A 19,611-nucleotide genomic window follows, 5' to 3' on the forward strand; every position below is an offset into this window, starting at 1 on the left:
AGCCCCCCGTCCTCGAAGCGGGCTTCGAGGACTCCCCCCGGGGTATTTTCGACCAGAAAGAAGCAGCAGGTCATGGCAGCATCTCGCGCAAGCGCAGTTCGGCGATACGTTCGACCTGTGCGCAGGCTTCGGCGAATTCCGTGTCGCGGTCGTGGTCGAGGCGGCGTTGGAAGGCGGCGAGGATGGATGCCTTGTCGTGGTCGCGCACGGCGATGATGAAGGGGAAGCCGAATTTCGCGCGGTAGGCGGCGTTCAGTTCGGTGAAGGTGACCCGTTCGGCGTCGGTGAGCGCATTCAGCCCGGCGCTGGCCTGTTCGGCGGTGGAGTCGGGCGTGAGGCGTTTGGCCTGCGCCAGCTTGCCGGCGAGATCGGGGTGGGCGAGCAGCACGCCGAGGCGTTCGGATTCGCTGGCCGAGCGGAAGGCGCGGGCCAGCGCGTTGTGCAGCCCCGCAGCGGTGTCATGGGCGGGGCCGAGTTCGAGGTCGAAAGCGCGTTCGGCCACCCATGCGGAGTGTTCGAATACGCCGCCAAAGCGTTTGACGAAGTCCTCGCGTGACATCCGCGACGGGCGCGGACGGTGCCTCGGCGGGTGTGTGGCGGCCCAGTGTTCGGCGATCTGGAGGCGCGTGGCGAACCAGACGTCGTCATGGCCGCGCGCGTGGTCCAGAAAGCGTTTTAGGGCCATGATCCGTCCCGGTCGCCCGATCAGCCGGCAATGGAGGCCAACCGACATCATTTTCGGCGCGCCGGCCTGCCCCTCGGCATAAAGCGCGTCGAAGCTGTCGCGCAGATAGGCGAAGAACTGATCGCCCGAATTGAACCCCTGCGGCGTGGCAAAGCGCATGTCGTTGGCATCGAGCGTATAGGGCACGATCAGCTGGTCGCGGTCGCCGACGCGCATCCAGTAGGGCAGATCATCAGCATAGGAATCCGCGACATAGGCAAAGCCGCCCTCTTCGGCCGCGAGCCGCACGGTGTTGTCCGAACAACGCCCCGTATACCAGCCGCGCGGGCGTTCGCCGACGACCTCTGTATGCAGGCGGATCGCTTCGGCCATGTGAGCGCGTTCGTCCTCGGGAGAGAAGTCCTTGTATTCAATCCATTTCAGCCCGTGGCTGGCGATCTCCCATCCGGCCTGTTTCATGGCCGCCACCTGCTCGGGGGACCGCGCCAGCGCGGTGGCAACGCCATAGACCGTGATCGGCAGATCCTTCAGCAGCCGGTGGAGCCGCCAGAACCCGGCCCGCGCCCCGTATTCGTAGATCGATTCCATGTTCCAGTGGCGCTGGCCGGGCCAGGGCTGGGCGCCGACGATCTCGGACAGGAAGGCCTCGGACGCGGCATCGCCGTGAAGGATGCAGTTTTCGCCGCCCTCTTCGTAGTTCAGGACGATCTGAACGGCAATCTTCGCGCCGTTGGGCCATAGCGGATCGGGCGGGGTGGCGCCGTAGCCGATCATGTCGCGCGGGTATCTGTTCATGCTGTCCTCCGGGGTCATGGTCGGGTGATACCCCGCCCTGTCGCGGCCGTTTTTCAAATTCTCGCGAAAACACTGTTAAACCGCGCGGGTTTGCGCAAATCTCGGTCGTGCGGCAGGTGGGACTCGGAGACAGGGAGAACACCATGAGCGGATATCTGACCACCCATGTTCTGGACACCGCGCGGGGACGGCCGGCGGCGGGGATGACGATCGACCTTTATCGGATCGACGGGGATCACCGGCACCATCTGCGCACGCTGGTGACCAATGACGACGGGCGCACGGACGAGCCGATCCTGCCTGCCCGTGAATTCGTCATCGGGATATACGAACTGGTGTTCCACGCCGGCGCCTATCTGGATGCCGTCGGCACCCCGACGGAAGAGCCGCGCTTCCTGGGCCTGATCCCGATCCGGTTCGGCATGGCGCAGGCCGCCCATTATCATGTGCCGCTGCTTCTGTCGCCCTACGGCTATTCCACCTATCGCGGCAGCTGATCGCCTCTGCACAGCGGCTGTTCGCCGATGCGTCTGTGAAACGGGCGGACCCGACCGTATCTTGAGGGGGAATGAAATACGCAGGATCCCCCATGACCGACCGGCTACCCACCTATTTCATCTCGCATGGCGGAGGACCGTGGCCCTGGCTGCCGCAACTGCGGGCGCAGCTGGCGGAGCTCGAAACCGCGCTGGCCGCGATGGCGCGCGAAATCCCCGCGCCGCTGGCGGTCCTTTCGGTTTCGGGGCATTGGGAAACCGACGACGCGTTCGCGGTGATGCACGCCGAACGCCCGCCAATGGTCTACGACTATTACGGCTTTCCCCCGGAGACGTATGAAATCGTCTATCCCGCCCCCGGCGCGCCCGAACTGGCCGAGGAAACCGCCGCCCTTATCCGGGACGCGGGGCTGAAGGTGCGGCTGGATGACGAACAGGGGTTCGACCACGGCACCTTTGCGCCGCTTGCGGTGATGTATCCCAATGCCGACATTCCCGTCTTTCAGGTCTCGATCCGGCGCGACCATGACCCGGCCACGCATGTGGAACTGGGGCGCGCGCTGGCGCCCTTGCGCGACAGGGGCGTGCTGATCCTCGGCTCGGGGCTGAGCTATCACAATCTGGCCCTCATGGGGCCGGCCGCGCGCGAGCCGTCCGAGGCTTTTGACGCCTGGCTGGCCCAGACGATGGCCCTGCCCGCGGCCGAACGGCTGGCCGCCGTGCTGGACTGGGAGAGCGCCCCGCACGCCCGCACCTGCCATCCGCGCGCGGATCACCTCGTGCCGCTGTTCGTGGCACTCGGCGCGGCCGAGGACGAACCGGCCAGGCGCACCTATCACGACAGGGGGCTGTTCGGCGGCGTGACGGCCTCGAACTATCGGTTCGGTTGAGGCTCAGTAGTCGCGCTGGAAGAACAGGCCAAGGGCGGTGTCACCGGCATTGTCCACCGTGCCCCTGGCCCTGAGGTTTTCATTCAGGTCCAAATTGAGGTTCAACTCGGTTTCGCCCTGGGTGTTCACGGTCACGTCGGTATAGATGTTTTCGGACAGGTAGCCGCCGACCGTGACGCTCGGCGCGCCGGTTTCGTCCTCGCCCACGCTGATCGTATCGACGCCGGTGGCCTTCTTGACGCCCTGGGTCGCCGCGTCACCGCTGCCCAACCGCGCCAGCGACGCCGCCATCTGCGCGATCACCAGCGGCGACATCTGCGAAAACCGGTTGCCAAAGAGCAGCATGGCCAGCGCCTCTTCCGCCGGGCGTTCGGGTTCGGCAAACACCTTGACTTCGGGCGCGTTCATCGGACCCGAGATCTCGATCGTGGCGGTGCCTTCGTCGGTGCTGGTGGAACTGGCGAATTCGACATAGGGGTTCAGCCCGCCTTGCAGCGAGATCACCCCCTTGGTCAGCCGCATCCGCCGGCTCAGCAGGCTGAGCGTGCCCCGGATCAGCTCGATTTGCCCCACGGGTTCGACCTTTTTCGTGGAACCTGTGACGCGGATCAGGCCACCCATTTCGGCCTGAAGCCCGAAACCGTGCACATAGACCCGGTTCAGCGCCGCCAGCGTCACGTCAAGCGCGATCACCGGCCCCTTGCCGGCCTTTTCCGTTTCGATCAGCCCGGCGCGGGCGCGGGTCGCCCGCACGGCGGCCGGTTCGCCCACATGGACGATGGGGGGAATCGGCGCTGCCCCAACCGACCCGCCGATCGCATTCAGGTTGATGTCGGTGTCGCCGAAATCGATCCGGCCGGACAGCGACCCGTCGCCGCCCAAGGGGCCGGCATAGACCACCTGCCCGGTCGCCGAGGTGGTGACGCTGAGATTGTCCGTCAGCCCCAGCGCCAGCAGATCCACCGCGATCCGGCTGTCGAAGGGAGGGGTCAGCGCCACCGGACCGGACACACGAAAGCTGCCCCCCGCGCCCAGATCGCCGCTCAGGGCCAGCTCCGCCTGCGACCGGGCGACGGCGATCCGTGCGTCGATATGCCGGACTGTCTGCGCTGCGGCGGGGATCGCAAGCGTCGTGCCGCTGGTGGCAATCGTGCCGGTCACGTTGTCCAGCGCGGGCGCACCCTTCAGGGTCAGGTCGAAGGTCGCGTCCCCTTTGACGAAGTTGGGCGCGATGAACAGATTCGCGATATCCAGCCGCAGCTTGCCGTTGATGGTCAAATCGGCCTCTCCCGTCGGTTCGGACCAGGTACCCGAAACCCGCGCGGCAATCCCGCTGGGCCCCTGCGCCTGCCCGACAATGGTCCACAGCCCCTTCGCCCCGCGCTGCGCCCGCCCGCTGGCCGTCAGCGCGCCGGTCAGTTCCGGCACCAGCCGCTCCAGCCGCCTGAGCTCGGCGTCAAAACGCAGCTCCGCCCGGCTCTCGTCCTGCGCGTCAAGGTCCAGATCCGCGCGCGACCCGTGCGGACCGCGGAGCGAAACCTGCCCGGTCCATCCGCGTGTCCCCCGCGCGAGGTCGCCCTGCAAAGTCAACGGTCCCTCCAGGCGCGGATCGAGCAGGGCCAGATCGGCCAGCCGCGCCTCAAGGCGCAACGCACTGTCGCCCGACCGCAGGCGCCCCTGACCCGAGGCCGATATCTGCGTGCCATTGATGCGAAAATCGCGGATGGTCAGCCCGGTTTCGTCCCGCTTCGCGTCCAGCCGCAGCGTCGTGGCACCGGCCGTCAGCGGGTTCAGCCGGTCCACACCGGCCCGCAGATCCTGCGCAGCACCCTCGAGCACGAGGTCGAAACGGCCCGACAGCGGCGCGCCGCGCCCGGTGAGGCGTGCCTCCATCGCCCCGCCCAGATCGCGTCCCGCCAGAGCCGAGAACCGCGACAGATCCGCCGCGGCCACCGCGGCGGTGCCCTCGACCGCAAAGCCGGTTTCGAGTCCCTGCACCGCGCCATCGACGGTTGCCCGGTAATCCACGCCGGTCAGTTCCAGCCGCTCAAACCGCAGCCCCTGCGCATCCTTCAGGGCAAACCCGCCGGTCAGCCGCAGACCGTCCCCCACCGCACCCGCCAGCGCCGGGTCGTCCAGCGCGATGCCCTCCAGCGCGCCGCGCAGCTTTCCGCGCAAAACTTCGCCAGGGTCGGCGTCGATGGGACCATACGCCGCCAGCACCGCCCGGTCGATGCGCACCCCCGGCCGCGCCAGCCCCAGAGCCTCGGCCGTCGCCATCCAGTCCGCGCCCGCCGCCCGGTCAAAGCGCAGCTCGACCGTGGCGCGGCGCAGTTCGGTTCGCGGCCCCGGCATCGGCAGCACCACCGCTTCCCCGCCCGGCGGAACGATCCGTCCGCGCAGGTCCGCGCGCTCCAACCGACCGCCTGCCGCCATTGCCAACGCCCCGTCCAGCCGCAGCGCATCCGAGTCGACCGACAACGCGCTGATCTCGAGCCGTCCGTCACCCGCCTGCCAGCCGGACAGCACGAACCGTGCGTCGTCGCCGAAGAAGGGGCGATAATCCGCCTGCAGGAACGGGGTCACATCGCCCTCGAGCCGCGCGTCGAACCCGATCCCGCGCCCGGCCGCGCCACCGCCTTCGGTCGGCGCAATGCCCCGCAGGCGGACCCGGCCTGTCACCCGGTCAACCCCGGCGCTGGCCAGCGCGATGTCGGCGGTGAAGTCCTCGATCGGCCCCTGCCCTTTGGCGGTCAGGCTCAGCGACGGCCGGTCCGGCATTCGCAGCGCGGCCGAAATCAGCCCGCCCGCGTCTTCGCGCACCGCCAGGTCAAGATTGATGATGCGGGTTTCGTTGGAAAACTGCGCCACCAGCCTTGCCCCGTCGCCCGCCCGGTCCAGCCGGGTCATGGCAAGGGTGGCGTCCAGAACACCCGCTTCCAGCCTGAGCGCGCCGCCCACGTTCAGATCCGCCGCCACCCCCAGAACCGGCTCTGCCAGCACCAGATGATCCACCGAGATTTCACCAAGCTCGATCGAAACCGGCAGCTCGGGCAGCCGGAAAGGCTGCGCCTCGGGCGTGGGCAGTTCGGTCGGCTGCGTGGTCTTGCCGGGCGGGCGGGCGATGATGATCTCTTTGGCGCCCAGCGTATTGACCGAAAACCGTCCGCGCAGCAGCGCAAGCCGGTTCCAGTCCAGCACCGCGCCCCTCATGGTCAGCCACACGCCCGCATCGTCCGATATCGTCAACTCCTCTATCGTGGCGCGCGCGCTGAGCGCCCCGGACAGTCCCCGCACCGTGATTGTGCGATTGTCGCCCGACAGGGTATCCTCGAGAAAGCTCTCCAGCAGGGTCTTGTCGTCCTCCGCCCGCGCCATCCCGGCGATCGCGAGCACAAGCAGAACCGCATATCCCAGAACCCGCATCAGAACGCCTGCCCTATGCCCAGATAGAACTGCACGCCTTTGCCTGTCGTCCCGCCGACCGGCCAGGCCAGATCCAGCCGAACCGGTCCCAGCCCGCCCACGTCATAGCGCAGGCCCAGCCCCGCGCCGGAATGACGTTCGGCCAGCGATGTGACGAACACCTTGTCGTCGACGGCCCCGGAATCATAGAACCCGACGACCGAGATCTTCTCGGTCACCTTGGCGCGCAACTCGGCCGAGAGGCCCAGGAAGGACCGACCGCCGCCGACCGCCGTGCCGACCGGCAACCCCAGCGATTCATAAGGCTGGCCGCGCACCGTACCCGCCCCGCCCGAAAAGAACAGAAGTTCCGGCGTCACGTTGCGAACCGGTGCCCCCAGAACGGAACCGAGCTGCACGCGCCCCGCCAGAACGAACCGGTCCGACCCCCCCGGACTCAAGTAGGCGCGGGCGTCCGCCGTCACCTGCCCGCCCGAATCGCTGCCCGAAAAGCCAATGAAGGGGATCAGGCCGCCCGCCAGATATGTGCCGCCGGATGCGGAAACCTTGTTGTCGCGGCGATCCCACTCCATGCGGATCGGAAAGACGAGATAGCGGAACTTGCGGTTGCTGCCATAGGCGTCGTCCGAGTTGGAATAGGCCAGCCCGATGGATGCATCGCCACGCACCCGGTCCGAGAAATACCGCCGCACGCCGACCCCGAGAACGCCGCGCTGCACCTGGTAATTCGTGCGGTCACGGGTTTCCAGCTCGCCGGTGTAGAACTGGCTGTCATCCGGCCCGAACCGATCGGGGCGCTCCAGCCGGAACCCGATCCGGCCCTCCAGATCCTCCTGCCCGCCGATGTTGCGGATGCGTGCGTCCAGCTGCAACCGCTCGGCCCCGTGCCACAGGTTGCGATGCATCCATGAGACGCTCAGTTCCAGCCCCGTGCGCGACGACAGCGATCCCCCGAACGAAATCCTGCGCGGCGGCAGATCCTGGAATTCGGCGTCGAAATCCAGGCTGCCGTCGGGGTTGGGTGCGTCCCGTTCGCGCAGGGTGACTGACGAAAACGTGCCGGTGCGACGCAGGCGCGTGCCGACCTTCTGCACCGTGTCCGGGTGATAGATTTCCCCCGTCGGAAACCCGGCAATGCGCCGGATCGACCCTTCGCGCACCGCCGTCTGGCCACCGACATGCATCTGGCCGAACCGCAACTGCGGCCCCGGCAGCAGTTCGATGTCGGCGTCCAGTTTCGCCTCGCTGTGGTGGGCGACGATGCGTTGCCGGCCCAGCCGGGCCTTGGGGTGTCCCTGGAACCGCCATCCCCGGATACCGGCAATCCCCGCTTCCTCCAGAACCGCCGTCGAAGCCGGGCGACCGGGGGCAAAATCCTCGGGCAGCTCGGTGCCCGGCGCCAGCGGCGCCATCCGGGCCTGTCCGAAACGGAACGGCGGACCGGGTTCGACCCTGATCTCGATCCGGTTGATGCTGGACGGCAGATCCAGCGGCTTGACATAGGCCGCCTCGCGCCCGTCCAGAAGAACGTGCACGACGGGGGAGAAATGGCCCTGGTCATAGAGAACCTGCACCAGCGTCCGGTAATCGGACCGGGCAGCCGCCAGCAACTCGTGAACGCTCACCCGCCCCAGCGACTGCGCCGCCAGCACGGCAGAGGCGTTGGACAGCCGTTCTTTCAGCTCATCAGACGCCCCCGGTGCGACAAGCGTGGCCTCGAACGCCGCAGCGGGAACGCCCCCGAGCATCAGGAACAGACAGCCCGCGCCGATCAGCCTGCGCAATCGTTTCCGTCCGGGCAAACCAGCCACTCCACCGCCCTCGCACCGCATGCGGCCCGATCCTGCTCGGACCGCCACGGGTCGAAGTTATACCGCGCCCCTCAGCCGGGGAAAGGATCAATGCAGGCGACCGTCCGACCACAGGCGTTTAGCGCAAGACCTCGCCGATCGCGCCGCGTCACAGCCCCGCGGCCCCGACCCATCGCCGGATTGCCGCGCGCTCCTCGGACTCCATGAAGGAGACATTCGCCGGGGGCATGGCATTGGTCCGCCCCGCCTGCAGGTAGATTTCGCGCGCATGACGGGCGACATCCGCCGGTGTGTCGAAGGCGACGCCCTTGGGCGCGCGCGCGATCCCGTCCCAGGCCGGCTCGCGCGAATGGCACATCGCACAGCGCCCCTGCACCACGTCGAACACCTCATCGAATCCCGGGGCCGAGGCCAGCCGCGCCTCGGCGGGCGTCATCGGGCGCGCCTCGGCCTCTTCGATCGTCTCGGCCCCCGGCAGGGTCGAGAGCCACACGATCGCCGCAAACAGCGCCGCGGTCGCGCCCCAGGTCCACCACGGGCTGCCGGCGCGGGCGTGACGGGTATTGAACCAGTGCCGGATCGTCACCCCCATCAGGAACACCAGTGCCGCGATCACCCAGTTCCAGGGCGAGGCAAAGGCTAGCGGGTAGTGGTTCGACAGCATCAGAAACACCACCGGCAGGGTCAGATAGTTGTTGTGGGTGCTGCGCAGCTTGGCGATCTTTCCGTATTTCGCATCCGGCGTGCGCCCCGCGATCAGGTCGGCCACCACCAACTTTTGGTTGGGAATGATGACAAAAAACACGTTGGCGGTCATGATCGTCGCGGTGAACGCGCCCAGATGCAGCATCACGGCGCGCCCCGTGAACACCTGGTTGTAGCCCCAGCCCATCGCCACCAGAAGCACGAACAAGAGCAACATCAGCACCGTCGGCCGCTCGGCCAGCCCGGACTTGCACAGCCGGTCATAGACCAACCAGCCAACCCCAAGCGAGGCTGCCGAGATCGCGATCGCCTGCCACAGCGCCAGATCCGCCTTGGCCGGGTCGATCAGGAACAGCTCGCCCCCGGCCCAGTAGACGATCGCCAGCAGCGCCGCACCGGACAACCACGTGGAATAGCTTTCCCATTTGAACCAGGTCAGATGCTCGGGCATCTGTTCGGGCGCGACCAGGTATTTTCGGATGTGGTAGAACCCGCCGCCATGCACCTGCCATTCCTCGCCATGGGCGCCGGGCGGCAGGTCGGCCGCCTTGCGCAACCCTAGGTCCAGGGCGATGAAATAGAAGGACGACCCGATCCAGGCGATCGCGGTGACCACATGCAGCCAGCGCACCGCGAAGGCGGCCCAGTCCCACAGGATGGCGGTTTCGATCATCGGACAGACGACTCCTTGCAAGGCTGCGCACAGGCTAGGCAAATCCGCGATTGTTCGGTATTGCCGGATATTGCCAAGCTGTATCAAGTTTTCCGGAAAAATGTCCTATCTTGACAACATCCGCACCTTTGTCCGCGTCTATGAACTGGGCAGCATGTCCGCCGCCGGGCGCGACCTGCGGATATCGCCCGCCGTCACCTCGGCGCGAATCTCGCAGCTCGAGGATCACCTGGGCGTACGGCTGTTTCAGCGCACCACGCGCAGCCTGACCCCCACCGAACAGGGGCGGGCCTTCTACGAGGGGGCCGTCGAGGTGCTGCACTCGGTCGAAGCGGCCGAGGCGCGCGTGATGGACCTCACCGAAAACCCGCGCGGCACGCTCTTCGTCGCGGCGCCGCTGGGGCTGGGGCGCCGACTGCTGGCGCCGCAGGTTCCGGAGTTTCTGGACACCTATCCCGAAATCACCCTGCGCCTGCGGCTCACCGACCGCAACGTGGACCTGCCCGGCGAGGGGCTCGACCTCGCCTTCTTCCTGGGACAGCCTCAGGACAGCACCCTGCGCATCCGCAAGATCGCCGACTGCCGCCGAATACTCTGCGCCTCCCCGTCCTATGTCGAGCGCCGCGGCATGCCGCAGAGCGGCGATGACCTCGTCCGCGACGGCCATGACTGCCTGAACCTGCGCTATCCCGGCGCCACCGAATTCCGCTGGCAGCTCGTCACCCCCGACGGCCCGCGCAAGTTCACCGTCTCGGGCCGCTACGAATGCGATGACGGAGACGTCCTGACCGGCTGGGCGCTCGCGGGGCGCGGCATCGCGCTCAAACCGGTGTTCGAGGTGGCAGAACACCTGACCTCGGGCGCGCTCGTCCCGGTCGCCACAGACACCCCGCCCGAGCCGGTGCAGATGGCCTGCCTTTACACCCACCGCCGCCATCAGGATCCAAAGACGCGGCTGTTCATGGACTTCATCTGCGAACGCCTCGCCGCCGTAGTCAGGACTGCCGAGGCCGCCGCCGCCCGCTGAAATCCGCGTCCCCATTCCCTTCATCTTGCGCAAAATACTCCGGGGGAGCGCGAGGGGGCAGCGCCCCCTCGCATCGGTCGGGTCGCGCCAGCGACCCGAAACCGCATGCCGTTCAGCGAAACGCCGAAATCGCTGCCCAGCGCGGGTTCTCGTCGGAAAGGTACCTTAACGCCCCCCAGCTGCCCCACTTGCCGGGCTTGGCGACATCGGCAAAGACGTTGAACAACACGCCACCGGCCGCATACCACCCCGCGATCAGTTCGCGGTAAAGCTCCCCCATCTCGGCGCTGTAGTTTAAGCCAATGAAGAACTCGGTCAGTTCCTTGTCCTCCACCACGGCCCCCAGCCCGACGACATGGGTGCCGCCCTCATACATCACAAGATCCAGCCCGTGCCGCTCCGCCACCTGGGCGTGATAGGGGAAAATCCGCGTCAGCAGATCCGACAGAGTGCCTTCGGGGTCATCGCTCGCCAGCCCGTCGCGCGCTTCGGCCGCGGCCAGCGCAAAGGCCACGTCGAACCGATGCGCCTCCACGAAGTCCGCCCGCGCCGCGCCGGAAAGCCCCTCCTCGTCCGCCACCGCCTCGGCGGCGCGGCGGCTCTCGTCCAGCCAGGCGCGCACGATGTCCACCCGGTCCTCGCGCCCCAGATTGTACCCGAAATAGCCAGTCACCGCATAGGCATCGAAATGCGCATAAGGCGGCTTGCGCCCCGCTGCGTCCGGCTCGGCCATCCACAGCGGCGCCTCCAGGATATCGCGCTCCAGCCCCAGCCAGCCGGCCTGACTCGCCACCACCCGCACCAGCCGCGTCTCGGTCGCCGCGCCGAAGACCTCCTGCCAGATATCCGCGATCTCGCTGGCGCGCATCCCGTAATACTGCATCCACGCCTTGTCGTTGCCCCATCGGTCGATCCCGCCCTGCCGGGCCCAGCGGGCCTGATCGAACTGCCAGTTCCAGACCTCGTTGGACAACTCCACCCAGGCCTTCTGCTCGTGCCACAGCCGGTCGCGCACCAGCGACGCGAACCGGCGCACATAGTCGTCATCGGCCAGATGCGGCATGCAGAACCACGCATCCGCCCCGGTGCGATTTGCCAGTTCCACCATGATCTCGACCGGAACGCCCTTGCGCGAATAGGTATAATCGTCGGGCTTCGGCCGGTCCTGCCAACGCGACTGGGTCGAGTTGTTGGTGCGCATCCAGTCCATGAAACGCAGAACCTCGAACCCCTGCAATCGGTCCAGGAAAAGCGGGTTGAACATCGCGCCGGCCTCGTATGCGCGGATGTTTTCCTGCTTGACCACGCGGATGTTTCGCACATGGTCGCCCGTGCGCTTGCGGTCGGTTCGCTGGATGCGGATGTCAACCGACCCCGGACCGGGCGCAAAGTCGAACCAGACCTCGTTGCGCCCGTAACGGACATTGCGGGCGCGGCCCCCGACCTCGACGATGCCGTCGCCATCGAATGTCAGCCGATAGCGTCCGGCCAGCGAAACCGCCTCTTTTGGCAAGTCGGTCAGGATCACCGTGCCGATCGAAGACAGCTCCGGCGGGATTTCCAGCGGCCAGCCGTTTTCGTCCAGATATCCCGCCGCCTCGAGATCCTCATGCGTGGCCCCGCCCCATTGGCCGGGCTTGTGGCCGATCCAGGACCGGGCCGACTTGAACACGTCGATGAACGGCTGCTGGGTGGCATAATCGTTCACCCCCGACAGGTTGATCGCCATCGGCGGGTTGTCCCCGTCCGCGGCGTGCACCGCCCCGCCCAGCAGGGCGAAGAGAAGAAGAAGCACCCGGATCATCACTGCCCGACGCCCGTCAACGGGTCCGATCGGACCACCTCCCACACGATCTCCTGCATCAATCTGGCCGCATCGCCGGACGGCGCATCCGCCCGTTGTCCATCGGCGCGACGCAGGCTGAACGGAAGGCCGACCGGCGATCTGTGATACAGAACCGCGTAATGGGTCAGCGCCACCAGATAGGCGCCCAGATCGTTGACATGGATCGTGTCCTGCGTGCCGTCCGGATTGCGCCGAAACAGCGCCGTGCGGTCCGGGATATTGCCGACGCCGCCCCGCTCTTCGACCGCACGGACGAACCGCGCCATCACCTGACCGGCCGGGATCATGTAGATCGGCCGCCCGGTGCGCGCGATCGCCGGGCGCAGAATCCTGCCTTCCCAATATCGCGCGCGGTCGCCGTCCAGCCGCTGCAACCATCCCTGCGGGTCGTCCAGATTGTGCCATGTCTCATAGAGGTAAACCCGTGCGTCGGGGTTGCCGGACCACGCATACTTCGCCCAGCGCGCAAGGTATTCGGCGCTGTCGTGGTAACGGATCGCGTCGCGGATCTCGACCATCTCGGTCAGGACAACGGCGTCGTAATCCCCCGATGCCAGAGCCTCTTTCGCATCGCGATATTGCCGATGGCGGTTCTCCTGCTCGAAACCTCGTATCGGCAGATCGGGCTCCCAGTGTTCCTTCAGCGAAACGCCCCAGCCCAGCTGGCTGTGATACCGGTGCCCCTCGGGCGCGAGCTGCGCCAGCATGGCCGGCATGTCGCGGCCGACCAGCGAATGGCCCAGGTGAAACACCGTCAACGGCCGCTCCGGCACGGGCAGCGGCGGGACGGCGACGGCCTGCACCACGCGGGCCGAGGCAGCGTCCGACAATCTGGCCCCCAGCCACCAGCCGCCCAGCCCAAAGGCGGCAAGGGCCAGCGGCAACAGCAGCAGCAAAAGGCGGGAGGACTGGACCGAATCTGTCATCGCGAACTGTTTTACCCCGTGGGCCCGCCGGTTTCACGCCTCAAGGTCACGCTGGTGATGATCAACCCGCCCGCAACGGCATGGCGCCCCGTCAGCGCCGCACCGCGCGGGAAAGGCCCCACCGCGCGTCGGAAAATCGCAGAAAAGCCGCCATTTGCGGCATCGAATAGGATCTCGAACGCATCAAAGTCCAGCAGGGTCCGGCTGACCGGATACTGGCACTTGTAGGCGCTTTCCTTGGCGCTGAAGATCAGCTTGGCACGACGGCCGCGCTGCATGGGCGGCAGGTTCCGCAGCCGGTCACGCTCGGCCGCGGTCAGAATCGTTTCCTCCAGCGTCGGCTCGAGCGGCGTGTCCTCCTCGACATCGACGCCCAGCGCCCGGATGTCCCCCGCCCGCGTCAGCGCGGCAAGGCAGGCGGTGCGCGAATGGGAAATGCTGCCGACAAGCCCCTCGGGCCAGACCGGCGCCCGGTCCGCGCCCATCGGCACCGGACAGGGAGGAACGCCCAGTTCGGCCATGGCGATCCGCACCGCCGCGCGTCCGGCGGCGAACTCGCGCAGCCGGACGAGGGCCCAACGCCCCGCCGCGTCCGCCTCTTCCGGCAGAGGCGCGGGATGGGCGGCGCGCGGGTCGGTGGCTGCGACGGCGACCTCGGGCGGAAAGAGCGACCGCGCCCCTGCAAGGGCCGCAGCGGTGCCGTCCAGCGCCACGGTCATCCCGCCCGCGCCCGGCGCGCGGCCCGCATGGCTCGGCGGCGCGACATGGTGTCGGCCCGCGCCTGGGCGTCGGGACCGTCGGGGTCAGGCGGCGCGTCGTCACCGCCGCCGACATGCGCCGCGAGCTTGCCCAGCACCGGAAAGCGGAAGATGTCGGTGATCGACAGCGTCGGCAGGTTCAGCTTTTCACGGATTTCCCGGTGCGCCTGCACCGCCAGCAGAGAGTGCCCGCCCAGTTCGAAGAAGTTGTCCCGCGGGCCGATCCCCTGAACCCCCAGGATACGGGTCCAGATCTCGGCGATCTGCCGTTCCACGTCATTGGCGGGCTCCTGCGCCGGTTCTGGATCGGTCCTGCGAGTCGCGGGATCGGGCAGCGCCTTGCGGTCGATCTTGCCGTTGGGCGTGAGCGGGAAGGATGCAAGCGTGACGATATGGGCGGGCACCATCGCCTCGGGCAACTGCCGCGCCAGATGGCGGCGCAGCGCATCTTCGGCCACCGGCGCCGATGTCGTCACATAGCCCACCAGCCGCATGTCGCCCACGATCTCGCGCGGCACGACCACGGCGGCGCGCACGTCGTCGAACCCGGCCATCGCGGCCTCGATCTCGCCCAGTTCGATCCGCTGACCACGAATCTTGACCTGGTGATCGGTGCGGCCCAGGAACTCCAGCCGCCCGTCGGCGCGCCAGCGCACCAGATCGCCGGTGCGATACATGCGCGGGCTGTCGATCCCCGCCTCGACCGCGAAAGGATCGGGCGGGAAACGCTCCGCAGTCAGGTCGGGGCGCTGCCAGTAGCCGCGCGTGACTCCTTCGCCGCCGATATGCAGCTCTCCGGGCACGCCGACGGGAACGGGGTTGCCATCCGCGCCAAGCACATAGACGGATGTGTTCGCGATCGGCGTGCCGATCGGGACGACCCCGGCCCCGACCGCGCCCACCCGTTCCGAGGTGGACCAGATCGTGGTTTCGGTCGGCCCATACATGTTGTGGATCACCGCGCCGGTGCATTCGCGCAGATCATCGACCAGATCGCCGGGCAGCGCCTCTCCGCCCAGCAGAAGATGCTTGATCCGCCCCAGCGCCATGCGCGCCTCGTCGTTCATTGCGATGAGGCGGGCCATCGACGGGGTGCATTGCAGATGGGTCACGCCGTGGCGCAGGATCTGCGCGGCCAGCGAAAAATCGTCCTCGGCCAGTTCCGCGGGCGCATTGGCGCGGCGCACCACCTCGGCCAGAGGTTTGAGCCCCTCCAGCACCACGGCCGGATCAATGCCATAATCGATCAGGCAGGCGATTTCATCGACGCCGATGCGTTTGAGCTGCTCGACACGGGCCAGAGCGTCCTCGACCGTGCCGAACAACCCCGAGTCCTCGAAATAGCGCTCGAACGCGAAGTCGAGGATCGCCTCCAGCTCGTCCTCGCTCAGCACGCCCAGATCCATCTCGAACGGGTTGTTCACGCCCTTGGGCTTCTTGAAGGCCGGAAAGGCCCAGGCATATTGCTTGATGAGCCCCGCCGCGCTGCGCAGGTAATCCTTCATCGGCTCGCGCGCGATCCGCTCGGCCTGCTCGCGGCTGTCGGCGAGGAAGGTGTGCAACATCAGCGTCACGGTGAAATCGGCCGGATCGTGGCCGGCCTCGCGCAGGGCGGCGTGGTAGATGCGGATCTTGCCGGCGACCTCGTCGATCGACTGGCCCAGAAGGTGGGTCAGCACGTTCGCCCCGATCTGCCCGGCCTCGCGCCAGGTGTCGGGGTTGCCGGCGGTGGTAACCCAGATCGGCAGCTCCTTCGACACCGGGCGCGGCTGGGTGACGACCGCGTGCATGGAGCCGTCGGCGCGCGGAAATTCCACCGCCTCGCCACGCCAGAGCCGGCGCAGGATCTCGATGGTCTCGAACATCGCCGGCTTGTTGCGGGGCGGGGCGTTTTCGGGGCGCAGGATGAAATCGTCCGGCTGCCAGCCCGAGGCAATGCCCAGCGCCGCGCGCCCGTCCGTCAGATTGTCGATCACCGCCCATTCCTCGGCGATCCGGGCGGGGTGGTGCAGCGGCGCGACGCAACTGCCCGACCGCACGGCGAGGTTCCGCGTGACCGCCGCGACCGCAGCCCCCGTCACCGCCGGGTTCGGATAGGGGCCGCCGAAGGCGTGGAAATGGCGCTCCGGCGTCCAGACCGCGTTGAAGCCGTGCGCGTCGGCGAATTTCGCGCCTTCCAGCAGCAGTTCGTATTTCTTCGGTCCCGGCCCGTCGTCATTGCCCCAATACATGAGGTTGAAATCCATCCGCCGGGCCGAGCCGACCACGGAGCCGCCCAAGGGACCGTTCGACACCGCCGCGCGCGTCTCGTCGCCCCAGAGCACGACCATGAAGCCGCGCGCCAGCGTCCAGAACAGTTCCAGCACCGAGATGTCGAAATTCAGGCTGGTGACGGCCAGCCAGACGCTGCCCGACGCATGGTCGATCCGGTCGTCCATCCCGGCGAAGAAATTGGCAACATTGCGGTGTTCGACCATCACGCCCTTGGGCCGCCCAGTCGATCCCGAGGTGTAGATCAGGTAGGCCAGATCGCCCGGCCCCGCGCCTCCATCCACGTTGTCGGGCTGTGGCGCGATCGCGCCGTCCAGCTGAAGGATCTGCGCCCCCGTCCGCGGCAGGCTGCCGGCCAGATCGGGCTGCGTGACGATGACCTCCGCGCCGCTGTCGTGAACGTAATAGGCCAGCCGGTCGGCGGGATAGGCCGGGTCCAACGGCACATAGGCGCCGCCGGCCTTGAGGATCCCCAGCGCGCCGGTCAGAAGATCGGGCGAGCGACGCAGGAACAGGCCCACGCGCGCGCCGGGTCCAACGCCCATGGCCCGCAGCCGCGCCGCGATGGCGTTGGCGCGGGCGTTCAACTCCGCATAGGTGAGCGTTTCGTCCTCGAATACCAGCGCCACCGCATCGGGCGTCCGGGCCACCTGCGACTCGAAGGCGCGATGGATGGTCTGGTCGCGGTCAAAGGGTCGCGCGGTGCGGTTCCAGTCGGCCAGCATGAGCCGGCGTTCGGCCTCCGGCAGCGGCGCCAGATCGGCCAGCATGTCGGACGCTGGGGCGTCCAGCGCCGCCTCCAGCCGCGCCTTGAGCAGGTCGATGGCGGCCTGGTCCAGCCGGGACCGATCCGCCCAGAGCGTGGCCTTGCCTCTCGACAGCGACACCGTCAGGCATGTGCCCTCGACCGGCCCGCCGCCGTCCAGCGCCACGGCGATCTGCGGCGTCTCGCGCCGAGTGATCGCCGGGTCGCGCGCCATCAGATCCCAGGCGAAACCGCCCGATTTCGCCACCCGCGCCAGCTCTGACTCGATCCGGGCGCGGGTTTCAGCCACGCCGTCGCCAAGGCGGCCATGCATCGGCACCCAGGGCGCGACATACCCGGGGGCCGCCTGCGCCGCCGCCATGGTCGCGGCATCGGTCAGCGCGATGTCGCCGCCCTCTTCGCCGCAGCCGGCCAGCGCAAAGGCCAGCACCGCCGCAATCGCGGCCGCGTCGTCCGCCGCCGATGTGCCCAGCTCGACCGCCTGCCAATCCGCCGCGTCCGCCTTGGCCGAGGCCAGCGGCACCGCCACCGGCTGCATCCTCTGCAAAGCGCGCCGCCAATGCGCCTCGGCCCGCGCACAGCGCGCCATGGCCGCGTTCAACCGCTCAGTCATGCGCGCATCGGGCGAGGCCAGCACATCGCTCGGCTGCACCAGTTCGGTCACGTCCACAGGGTTGCCGCGGACATCCGAAAACCCGCCGAGCCGCAGCCCGCCATCGCCCGTGGCCACCAGAACGCCGCTCAGATCGCGTTCGACCACCGTGCCGGGGGCGGTCCCCACCGGCACCTCGGCAAGCGCGGCCTTCCGCACCAACAGAACCTGCCCGCCCAGCTCGATCTTGGGCAGGCACAGCGGGTTCCAGTAGTCGCCGAAATCCAGCGCGCGGATCTGGGCCGCCAGCGCCTGCGCCATGCGCCCGAAATTCAGCCGCCCCGCCGCCGGGGGCCGGTCGTCGCGGGCGTGATAGCTGCGCAGCGCCAGATCCTGCGGCATGCGCGCGGGCGCGCCGGACTCGAGCCCTTCGACCACATCGGCGAAACTCTCCAGCCCCGCCGCGTAACAGCGCGAATTCAGCGAAAAGGCGGTGTCGTCAGGCGCGATGTCGAACATGCGCTGGGCGAGGATGTCGCCTTCGTCGATGCCGCCCTCGATCATGTGCCAGGTCACGCCGAACCGCGTCTCGCCCGCCATCAGCGCCCAGGCCGGCGCGTTCAGCCCCGCGTGCCGCGGCAGCGGGCCGTCGTGGAAATTCACCGCCCCCCCGGCCGGCAGCGCCAGCACGGGCGCGGGGATCACCGACAGGTTGGCGATGGACAGAAGCCAGTCGAAGTCGCCGGGCTGAAACCGCTCGACAAGCCGGGGGATGGATTCGAGCAGTTCCAGCCCCTTGTCACGCGCCCAGTCGCCGATGGCGGCATCGCGCGACACCACGGCGCGGATCTCGTGCCCGCGATCGAGCAGCATGTCGCCGCAGCCGATCAGCAGGGATTCTCCACCAATCAGAACGCAACTGAAGCGGCTCATTTCCTGTCCTCCACCAATGCTCCGCGCGCCGGACCGCGCCCGTCGCCGCGCCGGCCGATCACTTGGCGCAGCGCATGGGACACGAGATCGGCCATATGCCCCTTGCGATGCCGGTCGGGTTTGCGCGTCAGGGTGCGGTTGACGGTCCAGATCCCCGCCCCGGCGATCCAGGCCAGCGTGGCCGCCGTTGCGTAAAGGCGGCCGTGATTCTTGATGAAATAGTAAAGGCGGGAATCGAACCAGTATTGCGGGGTGCGCTCGGCCGATTTCAGCCCGGTCGAGACCGAGCCGACATGGACCACCCGACTTTCGGGCACATAGTAGCAACTCCAGCCCGCGCGCGCGGCGCGCAGGCACAGGTCGGTTTCCTCGAAATAAAGGAAATAGGCTTCGTCGAACGTGCCCACCTGATCCAGAACCTCGCGCCGGATCATCAGGCTGGCGCCGGCGGTCCAGTCAACCCGTCCCCGCCCCTGCGGAATCGGCATGGCCACGACCGATCGCTCCAGCATCCGCGAAATCGCCCCCGTCATCGCGCCGTTTTCGAATTCGCTGGCGATGGACGGAAAGCGGAACGCGGTGCGGTGCGGTTCGCCATCCGCGCCGCGCACGAAGCTGCCGGCGAAGCCGGCCTCTGGCGTGGCCAGCAGGAAATCGCAAAGCACCCGTATCGCATCCCGTTCCGGGAAGGCGTCCGAGTTGAGGAGATAGTAGAAATCCGGCTCCTCGCCCGAGGCCAGCCCCGTGCGGATCCCGAAGTTGACCCCTGCCCCAAACCCGCCGTTGCGGCCCGACTGCACCACGCGAACGCGCGCTTCCGCGTCCCAGCCGCGTTCGGCGACGGCCCGAGACAGATGTTCAAACGACCCGTCGCCGGAGTTGTTGTCCACGATCACGATCCCGCCGCGCAATCCCTTCATCGCCCGCAGGGCGAGTTCCGCCGCCTTCAGCGTCATGCCCGGCGTCCGCCAGTTCACGATGATGGTCAGGATTGCGGGATCGGTCATGTC

At 67.9% G+C, this 19,611-nt stretch carries 12 protein-coding genes; 3 read left to right on the forward strand and 9 right to left on the reverse strand.

From position 1 onward, the window contains the following. Positions 1-70: 70 nt before the first annotated feature. Complete coding sequence (puuE, locus tag C4S70_RS04345; RefSeq protein WP_104006987.1) at positions 71-1,480, reverse strand: allantoinase PuuE; 1,410 nt, start codon at positions 1,478-1,480, stop codon at positions 71-73. A gap of 143 nt (positions 1,481-1,623) precedes the next feature. Here puuE and uraH point away from each other — a divergent pair, with 143 nt between their 5' ends. Together uraH and C4S70_RS04355 are read left to right on the forward strand one after the other, a co-directional pair. Then, positions 1,624-1,977 (forward strand): hydroxyisourate hydrolase, encoded by a 354-nt coding sequence (gene uraH, locus C4S70_RS04350; RefSeq protein ID WP_104006988.1) that lies wholly within the window; start codon positions 1,624-1,626, stop codon positions 1,975-1,977. 92 nt (positions 1,978-2,069) lie between these two features. Then, positions 2,070-2,867, forward strand: a complete 798-nt coding sequence (locus C4S70_RS04355; RefSeq protein ID WP_104006873.1) for a DODA-type extradiol aromatic ring-opening family dioxygenase — start codon at positions 2,070-2,072, stop codon at positions 2,865-2,867. Between the two features lie 3 nt (positions 2,868-2,870). On the opposite strand, the gene C4S70_RS04360 is transcribed toward C4S70_RS04355, so the two are convergent. The 3 genes from C4S70_RS04360 to C4S70_RS04370 form a co-directional block, all read right to left on the reverse strand. Then, positions 2,871-6,293, reverse strand: coding sequence for a translocation/assembly module TamB domain-containing protein (locus C4S70_RS04360; RefSeq protein ID WP_104006874.1), 3,423 nt, complete (start codon positions 6,291-6,293; stop codon positions 2,871-2,873). Next, a complete protein-coding gene (locus tag C4S70_RS04365) occupies positions 6,293-8,077 on the reverse strand; it encodes an autotransporter assembly complex protein TamA (protein WP_235003697.1) in 1,785 nt (594 codons plus the stop codon). The genes C4S70_RS04360 and C4S70_RS04365 overlap by 1 nt, the downstream gene beginning before the upstream one ends. A gap of 175 nt (positions 8,078-8,252) precedes the next feature. Further along, positions 8,253-9,482: a urate hydroxylase PuuD gene (locus C4S70_RS04370; protein ID WP_104006876.1), complete on the reverse strand. Its 1,230-nt coding sequence runs from the start codon at positions 9,480-9,482 to the stop codon at positions 8,253-8,255. Positions 9,483-9,582: 100 nt separating this feature from the next. Between C4S70_RS04370 and C4S70_RS04375 the strand changes: the two genes are divergently transcribed. Then, positions 9,583-10,509, forward strand: a complete 927-nt coding sequence (locus tag C4S70_RS04375) for a LysR family transcriptional regulator (protein ID WP_104006877.1) — start codon at positions 9,583-9,585, stop codon at positions 10,507-10,509. Between the two features lie 112 nt (positions 10,510-10,621). On the opposite strand, the gene C4S70_RS04380 is transcribed toward C4S70_RS04375, so the two are convergent. The 5 genes from C4S70_RS04380 to C4S70_RS04395 are packed head-to-tail and all read right to left on the reverse strand — an operon-like array spanning position 10,622 to position 19,608. Beyond that, the gene (locus C4S70_RS04380) at positions 10,622-12,304 is read right to left on the reverse strand and encodes a hypothetical protein (RefSeq protein ID WP_235003699.1); all 1,683 of its coding nucleotides are present in this window, start codon (positions 12,302-12,304) and stop codon (positions 10,622-10,624) included. Positions 12,305-12,312: 8 nt separating this feature from the next. Beyond that, positions 12,313-13,281, reverse strand: a complete 969-nt coding sequence (locus C4S70_RS19000) for a hypothetical protein (protein ID WP_235003701.1) — start codon at positions 13,279-13,281, stop codon at positions 12,313-12,315. 11 nt (positions 13,282-13,292) lie between these two features. Beyond that, entirely contained in the window at positions 13,293-14,000 is a 708-nt protein-coding gene (locus C4S70_RS04385; RefSeq protein WP_104006878.1) for a 4'-phosphopantetheinyl transferase family protein, read from the reverse strand. Then, complete coding sequence (locus C4S70_RS04390; protein WP_104006879.1) at positions 13,997-18,601, reverse strand: MupA/Atu3671 family FMN-dependent luciferase-like monooxygenase; 4,605 nt, start codon at positions 18,599-18,601, stop codon at positions 13,997-13,999. Before C4S70_RS04390 ends, C4S70_RS04385 begins: the two co-directional genes overlap by 4 nt. Beyond that, the gene (locus C4S70_RS04395; protein WP_104006880.1) at positions 18,598-19,608 is read right to left on the reverse strand and encodes a glycosyltransferase family 2 protein; all 1,011 of its coding nucleotides are present in this window, start codon (positions 19,606-19,608) and stop codon (positions 18,598-18,600) included. Before C4S70_RS04395 ends, C4S70_RS04390 begins: the two co-directional genes overlap by 4 nt. Positions 19,609-19,611 lie beyond the last annotated feature (3 nt).

It is taken from the genome of Jhaorihella thermophila, assembly GCF_900108275.1.
GTDB classification, from domain to species: Bacteria; Pseudomonadota; Alphaproteobacteria; order Rhodobacterales; family Rhodobacteraceae; genus Jhaorihella; species Jhaorihella thermophila.